The sequence below is a fragment of the Secundilactobacillus paracollinoides DSM 15502 = JCM 11969 genome, from assembly GCF_001311135.1.
GTDB lineage: Bacteria > Bacillota > Bacilli > Lactobacillales > Lactobacillaceae > Secundilactobacillus > Secundilactobacillus paracollinoides.
Window position 1 is genome coordinate 1 of the sequence record NZ_BBAG01000083.1, and the last position, 9,187, is coordinate 9,187.

Consider the following 9,187-nt stretch of genomic DNA (forward strand, 5'->3'; position numbering starts at 1 on the left):
CAAAAAGTCCGGGCCTGACTTTTTGGTCAGAGTCCGTTACATGGCCGCCCCTTGCCTTCTGGAACTCGTTTAGTCTAGGTAAAGCAGCGGCCAATTGCAAACGACTGCTCAAGTGCACAAACTGGCATTTGTGCCATGGTGCTTTACATGACCGCTCCTCGCCTTCTGGACTCTTTTAGTTTATGTGAAATTAGAAAACGGAGGCCAATTGCTGATACTACTAAGGCGAGCAAACTAGCATTTTCACCATAGCGCCTGACATGCCTGCCCATTGCAGAAGACTCCCGCATAGGCCACCTCTAGCAAAATACCAATGCCAGGCGCTTCTCGTCTGAGTAGTGCTTGCCGCTGTCTTTCTATGTCACATTGCCGAAACGTGTTCAGCAAGGCAGAAGGCTCCTGTGTAAGCAACTCTGGTCAAAAAAGTCAGGCCCGGACTTTTCTGACCAGAGTTACTTACACTCCGCCTTCTAACCGCCTTGCTTCACACTCTACCAAAAAAGGCCAACACCCCTAAAAAGTGTCAACCTTCTCCAAATCATTTAATCCTGATCATCGTCAGCGGCCTTCGCCGTCGACCAAATCTCTGTATCTTCAAGCTGTTCAAGCAACTTATTCACATCGTCACCCTGCACGATCACGTGGCCGACGAGGTCGTTCTCGTCTTCCTTTTTAAACCGGTGATAGTACGTAAAGTGCCAATTTTTCTTGATCTGCACTGTGTCCGCATTGCATTCAGCTGGGAGGCATTGAAGGCGGCCAAGACCGTTGGCTTCAAGACTTCGACATCACTTAACGGCAACCCGGCAATCGCGCGCAGATGTTGTTCATACTGGGTAACGGTTGCGGCGCGGTCAAAGATACGACCGGCCTCACTAAATGTTGGGATAATGGCCTTCACGTAAATGGCATTACTCTCCGTTAACATAAAATCAACATCGAACACACCAACGTATGAGAGATTGGCCACGATCTCGTGACAAATGCGATCCATCTCTGCCTTCACATCGGCAGCTAATTGAACGGGCAGATAGACCCACTGAATGTGGTTCCCCTGACGTTTAATTTCAGCTGGTGGAAACAGACTAGCTTCCCCCTCAGCTGTGCGGGCAACGGTCACAGACAGTTCCCGTGCGTAATTCACAGTTGATTCAAGAATGTACGTCCCCCAATCAGTCAGTCCCGCTGCCTGCGCAATGTCAGTCTGCGTGTTGATCTGGATTTCTTCGCCGTGAGCGAGGTCCTTTTGAATCGGCTTCAACAAGGCCGGATACCCAATGGAGTTAATGGACTGGTAAACATCGTCCAGACTCACGATGGTGGCATAGGGTGCCACGTTCACGTTCATTTGTTCATAAAATGCGCGTTCCAAGAGACGATCAGCATCATGGATTGCAGGTCGCTCCCCTGTGGCAGGAGCGTCTTATCTGCTAAAAACCCCAGCAGATCTGCACTGAGATTTTCAGAATCGTAGGTCACCACATCACACCGTTCGGCAAAATCCTGGAGCCGATCTTTATCTGATAGTGAACCAACAATTTTAAAATCGGCTAGTTGCAACATTTCACTCGTTTCGTCGGCGCCATACGCACCAACTTTAAACCCTGATTGGCGCGCAGCGGCCACGATCATTGGGCCGTTGCTGCTATCGCCGATAACACCAATTGTATCTCCCGGATACAGTACTCGATTGTCCAAAATGCTCACTACCTTCTTCGTTCATCAATAATAATTCGGATTCAGTTTAAACGGTGCAGGTGCACCGCCTCGTTTAACAGTTTATTTAGTCATCACACATCAGTATACCCTTTATGGACGAAAATGACGATTGCGAACGCGTTTTACCCAGAAGCCGCCGGAAATATACTTGGGTTCATAGGTGATGATAAACGCTTTGGGTTCCGCTTCATTGACCATGGCGTACAGCCGCCGTTCCTGATTACGCGGCGTCAAAATATCTAACACCAGCCGTTGTCCTTCAAGTCCCTGCGCACTGCTCTGAGTGACCCCAAATCCGTTTTGCCGGAGGATTTTAGGCAGGTCACTATCCGTATTTGGCAGGATGACCGTTGCCATAATGTACCCTAACGCAAGCTTGTCTTCCACCCAGATGCCGACTCGTACACCAACGCCGTACCCGAGTGCGTACGCAATGATATTTAAAATATTATCTAGCCGGTTCAGTACCAGTGAGAGGCCAACAACGTAGACCGTAATTTCGACCATGCTGATGATTGGTGCCAGCGTGCGGTACCCCTTCATCGTCAGCATGTAGCGAATGGTGTTCAGGGTAATGTAAACGAAATTGACGGTAAAAATCAAAACGAGTGTCCAGACTTCAACGTGCAATGCGGATCCCTCCAATCAGTCGCGGGGTGTCATCACAGCTGTCGCCACTGACCGACTAGCAATGCGGCTACTGCTGGTCGCTCATAAAGGTGACTTGATTATTTTCTAATGACGCAACGCTGGCCAGGGCTTCAAGGTGCAACCCAGCGTCCAGCACCATTTGGTGACCCTTTTGAAACTTTTTTCGATAACAACGCCAACGCCAGCAATGTCAACGTTAGCAGCCTTTGCGATTTCCATTAAGCCCTGCACAGCTTGGCCGTTTGCGAGAAAGTCATCAATAATGAGGACCTTATCATCAGGACTGATGAACCGTTTGTCAACACTGATGTCGTTATTAACCTGTTTCGTGTAGGAATAGACAGTTGCGGTATACAAATTGTCAGTCAGTGTGAGTGACCGGTGCTTACGCGCAAAGATAACCGGCACGTGAAGCTGCAGACCCGTCATCAAGGCTGGCGCAATTCCCGAAGATTCTACCGTAAGGACCTTGGTGACCCCAGCGTCCGCGAATAACCGTGCAAACTCTTCACCGATGGCACTCATGAGATCTGGGTCGATCTGGTGGTTCAAAAAATTATCCACCTTTAATACGTCTCCAGGTAATACGGTACCGTCTTCTCTGATGCGGTCTTCTAGTAGCTTCATGGTAAGAAATTCCTCCTAAAAATTGACTGGCATAGTGCACCCTTATTAGTACTAGTGTACCCGAAGGTCTGGTGTGGGGCAAGGGATTTCAAACAACATCAACTCACGAAAAGACGAACAATCAGTTGAGATTTGCAGTCAATGACGGCCAATTCTATTGGTTTTCCTAATTGTTACCGGCATTCTTACCAGTTTGCGATGGTGCCGATACCCACACAGACAATGCTGAAAACGGCAAGAATCATGGCATTTTTAACCGCAAATTTAAACGTTTCCTTCTTAACTTGTTTTGCCAAGAACTGGCGCGTGTTTTTGATAACCAGCGGCAAACTCAGCAGTACCAGTAAACTTGTATAGGGCAAGTAATGCAAGCCAACACTCAAAATTAGGCACGCATAGGCAAACACATAATTTAAAACAAACAACCGTAATCCGTTCTGCTTACCCAGGTAGTGGACCAACGTTTTCCGGTCCAATAATTGGTCTTCGTCCGCGTCGCAAAGGTTATTGGCTAACATAATGTTGCTGATGGCAAACACTGCGATACCCGAAGCTAAAAGGACCTGCCAGAAAAGCGTAAACGTAAACAGGCCGCTGCTTGCCGTGTTGATATAGACTGTGATCAGCATGATCACAAAGCCCATGGTGATACCAGAGAAAAATTCGCCAAATGGCGTGGTAGAAATCGGCCGCGGACCAGCTGCATAGAAGTACCCCACTGCAAAGCAGAAGATTCCCATAATTAACAGCGGCCAGCCAGTCATCACCGTCATTGCGATACCAAAAACCGTTGCAACCCCGGCAAACGACAGGATGAGGTTGCGGATACCCGTCATCGAGAGGTTGTTAACGCCGATGATGTTCGTCTTTTGTTTCCACTCATCTGCTTTTGCTGTCGCATTCTTATAATCTGAATAATTATCGTGTGCGTCGACAGCCATATTAAACAGCAGCATCGCGATGAAAAACATCAACGAGAGCCCCCAGTTAAGCTGATGCGTATAATACCAAGAAAAATAAAGGCCTAAAAAGAAAGGAAATACTGAGGCGACCTTTGCCTTAGCTTCCACAAGTTCCAAAAAAATGGGTACTGTCATAAACGATTCCTCCAAAATAATCACCAACCGTTACCGGCCAGTGTCCGCTCAGCATCACTTGAAATCGTGTCGTTGAGCGTTGCTTCATATAAGAGTGTAATGTATCTGCTACCCAGTCGCAAGCGAAGTGCCGTGTCACATGCTTGATAACCAAAAAAAGATGAACCTGTAACTGAATCTTACAGTTTCATCTTCTATATCTTAATTGCGATACTATTGCCGCTTCGTTCCGCCGGTCGGCCCTGCAGGCTGAGGTGGGTCGCTCCGGGGAGCTAGTGAATGTCTTGGCAGAAATTCAAGGATCTCCAACGTCTCCCGTATTAGTAACCGACCAAAGTACGGTCGCCAACCAATACCGACACCACAGCCTGCAATGCCGACCGGCTCCACTACGCTGCATGGTGCAAGATTGGCACAAAACTTCATGTCACATTCAACCTTCGATGATGGTCATGTGACCACAGATTACCTTTAACTTAAGCTGATGCTCTGTTATCACAAACTAATAAGCATAGCTGTCTCTAGGTGGCGTGCAGTCGAGAGCGGATTTCTCCACGAACTGTCATTGACTGTATTTCGATATTTAGCTATCTGTGGCTAGCATACACAACGTGAGTGGAATGGAGCGATTTGGCACGGAGGCATGGTGTCGACATCAGTTAGCGACCGTTCTTCGGTCGTTTACTGATGTGCGAGTCGATGGAGATCCATTCGAGTGGCGCACAGCGACAATCGAATTAGCTTCATCGCGAGCCACTATGACGGAGTGCCAAATCGCGCAATGCAACGGACTTCTAGCGCTATGTCTACACTACTCAGTAACCTTCCCACGGTCCAAATCATACAACCGCCGGAACCGCGCTTCATGTTGATAAAGGTCGTCCAGTGTCCCCTGCATGTCGAACTGGCCGTTTTCCAAGAAGCGGACTTGGTCGACGTGGTCGATGCCGGCCAGATGGTGGGTGACCCAGATAATCGTTTTATCCTTAAGGACGTTAAAGACCGTGTCCAACAGGTCTTTTTCCGTGATGGGATCCAGACTAACGGTCGGTTCGTCCAAAATGATGATGGGCGCATCCTGCAACAGTATTCTTGCCAGTGACAGCCGTTGCCGTTCACCGCCAGAGAACCGGGCGCCAGACTCTTGAACCTGCGTATCGTACCCGTTTGGCAGTGAGTTGATCAGCGGCTCAAGTTCAACTGCTTTAATCGCGGCCTTCACTTGGTCATCCGTTGCGTTCAAATTGCCCAGCCGGACATTATTCATCACCGTTGTGTCAAATAAATACGGTTGCTGGTCCAACACGCCAAATAGATTAGCGCGGGCATCCTGCAACGTCGCAATATCTTGGCCGTTGATCGTGACTTGCCCCGCTGTCGCGTGCTCATCACCAAGTAGCAGCTTCAATAACGTACTCTTCCCAGTGCCTGAAGGCCCCAGTAATGCTAATTTTTCACCAGCATTAATCTGCAGTGTCAGGTCGTGCAAGATCACCCGGTCGTCGTCAGCGTAACGGAAAGTCACGTTATCGACAGTCAATTGTGAAAACGCCCCGTTGAGTTGAGCTTGATCTTTTTGCACAACCGGATCAGCAGAAAGCGCGTTGACGCGTTGGATCGATTGTTGGTAAATCGGCCATTCACTAGCACCCTGGCTAATTTCTAGAAACGGTTCGATGACCGGAAATAGTGCCAAGGCAAAGGCGGCGACCCAGTTTGCTTGTGCCTTAGAGCCTGTGAATTGAAACCCAGACCAGATCAGTAACGTTAAAACTGCCAGCAGGAAGAAGACCTGGACGCCAAACCCGCGCCACCACTGAAAATAATGGTCCTCGCGCCGCAGTTTAGCGATCTGCTTGATCGGTTTTGTCTGCAGGTCCATAAAATCGTCATAACGGCCTGAAATGACCCAGTCGGATAGGCCCAAAACTTCATCCGTTAGGTTCGTATAGAAGTCGTGTTGAATCTGCTTTTCTTTAAACTCACGGGCACCGTTAACGGCAACCGAAACCATTGGCATGATCACCACGATGACGCCTAAAAGCACCAGCAGCAGTAACCCCACTGCCCAGTTAAAGACGCCGACGCCAATGACGATAAACAGATACAGCACCCAACCGATGACCATGGGAAAGACCGTCCGTAAATAGAGGTTTTCAATGTGGTCGATGTCTTCTGCCAAAATGCTGAGGATATCCCCGGTTTGGTGGGTCTGCTTAATGGCCGCTGCTTTATTTTCAACGGCTTGATATAATTTCTTTCGAAAATCAGAAACAATGCGCAGTACCAGTTGTGGCTGGTCAGCCGTTCAGCGTACCGAAACGCTGGTCGAGCGATCCCAAAACCACGGGCTAAAACGACCGGTACATAGATGTAGATAATGTTGCCAGGCCGTCGAGCCGCTTCACTGATCAGATAACCGGAGTTAAACATGAGTGCGCCGGCTGATAGAAACGTCATGACCCCAAGAAAGAGTACGAGGGTCAATAACCATTTATACTTGCGCAAATACGGCATGACCCAGGTATCGTGCGCAAAAGTCGCTCGCAAATCTCGCATCATTTGGCCCCTCCCATTTCTGCGCGAAGTTTCGTGTACGCGCCGTTTCGTTGTGCCAATTCACTTGGTGTCCCCTGCTCGACCAGCACGCCATGGTCCATGACCAAAACGTAGTCCATCTGGTTGATCCAGTGCAGCCGGTGCGTCGCAAAGAACACGAGGTGGTTGTCCAGCAGCGGCAAAATATCCTGCTTCAAGGCAGCTTCCGTTTCAATGTCCAAGTGCGCTGTCGGTTCGTCAAACAATAAAACGTGTCGACTGTCATCGAGGAACGCCCGTGCCAATGCGATCCGTTGTGCCTGACCGCCACTGACGCCCCGGGATCCTTCGCCGATCATGGTATCCAAGCCATCAGGCAACGTCGTGATCCAGTCGGTCAAGCCGGCATTTGCGCAGGCTTGTTCGATCTGGTCCCGAGTCGCTGTCGGCACATAAAAGGCAACGTTTTTAGCTAACGTGTCATGAAACAGATACGGTTTTTGCGGAATATACTGCTGATCCGCCTGCCAGGCATCTTGTCCTAAATGCGGCAAGCCTTGGCCGTTGACCCGAATCTTCCCTGGCTCATCAGGAGATAAGAACCCGCCAATCAGGTTGATCAGGGTCGATTTACCGGAACCGGAAGCACCAATGATCCCCACCTTTGTATTACCGTGAACATCAAACGATAGGTGGGTTAACGTTGGCGTGTCCATGTTGTCATAGGTAAATGTCACGTCATTGAACTGAATGTGACTGTCGTCATGCCACTGCCCGTCAGTGAGCGCCTGACGGTCTTCAATTTCAGGCATTTCCAAAACGTCCAGTACCGACTGCAACGCATTTTTCCCGTTCAGGGTCGCATGATAGTCGTTGGCGAAATTCCGAATGGGCAAAAAATAGTCAGGCGCTAACGTTAAGATCGTCAACGCCGGCAGTAACGCAATGTGGTCGTCCATTAAATCAAACCCTAAGAACACGGCAACAACCGCAATCGACAACGTCGTAAAGAAATCAAGTGCAAAGGTCGACGTCATTGCAATCCGCAACGTGGCCATGGTCTCCTTACGATAATCCTCGCTCACATGGTAGACATTATCGGCATATCGTTTCGACAACCCAAGTTGTTTCAAGGTTGGCAGTCCACGTAACGTGTCCACAAAATTATTAGATAAATGCTGATACCCCGCAAACTGCTGATCCGCCTTACTCTGCGCCGCTAATCCCAGAATAACCATGAATAAAATAATAACTGGGTAGATCACAAGCAGGAATAGCGCTGAATTCCACTGCAAAAACGCAATGTAGATCAAAATGATCCACGGGGTAATGCTCATATCCATCATTTTAATAATGATCAGCATCAGGTACGTTTGAACCTTATCAATACCTTCGAGTGCCATCGTGACAACTGACCCGGTCCCCGCCTTTTCAACCACGCTGGGGCCAAGCCGAAACAACTTTGTCATGAGATCCGAGCGCATCTTGCCCGACGTCTGTTCCACAAACGGATAAAACGTCCGCTGCTGAAACACGCCAAGCAGATGCCGTGCCAGAAAACTCACAATAAAGATTGCCGTTGGTGTCACGATCGTCCCTATCGGCTGCAAGTGCCACAGGTTCACCACTGCCTGTGACAGGTAGCGCGCCTGAATCACGATCATGATCGCCTGAATAAACATGAGCACCGCAATCACAATCGCGCGCCCCATCAACCCCGGCAACTTAAATAACCGTCTATCAATCAAAATAATTCCCCCTCTGTCAAGAAACCGCTTTAAGACTATGATACCGCTGATATGCTGACATTTCAGGTATCAGCGCTTATGTTTACAAGATAGTCGATACTTTCTAATTACCGCTTCGTTCCGCCGGTCGGCCCCGCAGGCTGAGGCAAGAGTGTGGAGCAGGCCGGGTAACTCCCGGAGTGTAAGGCGACTTTGCCGGAAATTCCGGTCTTGAATTTCTGGCAAAGTCGTCTTACACAGTAGGGAGTTGGCCTGCGGAACACGTTTCCACAATATAAACTAGAAATTCAAGGATCTCCTACGTCTCCCGTGTTCGTAAGCGAGGAAAGTACCCTCGCTAACGAACACCGACACCACAGCCTGCAATGCCGACCGGCTCCACTACGCTACTATGTGCAAAATTAAATACAAACTGCGTGGCCATTAGCTAACTACATGGTGTCATCTCATCTTCCAGTCGCAACTTATCATATAATGCAAAATAACAAGCATACCTTGACTGAATTGACTAGCAGTAAAGGGCGGACTTCTCTTCAAGCTGTGTTCGCCTGTATTTAGATGCTTAACCAACGTAACCAGCATGCTCACAGTGAGTGGAATGGAACAATTTGGCACGGAGCTGTGGTGTCGACATCAGTTAGCGACCGTTCTTTGGTCGGTTACTGATGTGCGAGTCGATGGAGATCCATTCGAGAGCTGCGCAGCAGAAATCGAATTAGCTTCATCGCGAGCCACCACATGGAGTGCCAAATTGTGAAATGCAACGGCCTTAGAATGTCCAACGCTACAAATCAGAACACCATAATC

5 protein-coding genes and 2 pseudogenes are annotated in these 9,187 nt (G+C 49.0%); all 7 read right to left on the minus strand.

Translation table 11 applies throughout. The features are described from left to right. Positions 1-637 precede the first annotated feature (637 nt). Positions 638-1,372 (minus strand): ATP-grasp domain-containing protein, encoded by a 735-nt coding sequence (locus JCM11969_RS19390; protein WP_225353336.1) that lies wholly within the window; start codon positions 1,370-1,372, stop codon positions 638-640. Next, on the minus strand, positions 1,345-1,698 hold the full coding sequence (locus JCM11969_RS19395) for a 5-(carboxyamino)imidazole ribonucleotide synthase (protein ID WP_225353337.1): 354 nt from the start codon (positions 1,696-1,698) through the stop codon (positions 1,345-1,347). Before JCM11969_RS19395 ends, JCM11969_RS19390 begins: the two co-directional genes overlap by 28 nt. Positions 1,699-1,809: 111 nt before the next feature. Then, positions 1,810-2,349 (minus strand): DUF2179 domain-containing protein, encoded by a 540-nt coding sequence (locus JCM11969_RS15100; protein WP_054712501.1) that lies wholly within the window; start codon positions 2,347-2,349, stop codon positions 1,810-1,812. A gap of 67 nt (positions 2,350-2,416) precedes the next feature. Further along, positions 2,417-2,997: pseudogene (locus JCM11969_RS15105) on the minus strand (xanthine phosphoribosyltransferase). A 185-nt stretch (positions 2,998-3,182) separates the two neighbouring features. Further along, positions 3,183-4,094 (minus strand): 1,4-dihydroxy-2-naphthoate polyprenyltransferase, encoded by a 912-nt coding sequence (locus JCM11969_RS15110; protein ID WP_054712504.1) that lies wholly within the window; start codon positions 4,092-4,094, stop codon positions 3,183-3,185. A gap of 811 nt (positions 4,095-4,905) precedes the next feature. Next, a pseudogene (gene cydC / locus JCM11969_RS15115) lies at positions 4,906-6,653 on the minus strand (thiol reductant ABC exporter subunit CydC). Then, positions 6,653-8,380 carry a thiol reductant ABC exporter subunit CydD gene (gene cydD, locus JCM11969_RS15120; protein ID WP_054712505.1) on the minus strand — a complete coding sequence of 576 codons (1,728 nt, stop codon included), beginning with the start codon at positions 8,378-8,380 and terminating at the stop codon, positions 6,653-6,655. The pseudogene cydC and the gene cydD overlap by 1 nt, the downstream one beginning before the upstream one ends. Positions 8,381-9,187 lie beyond the last annotated feature (807 nt).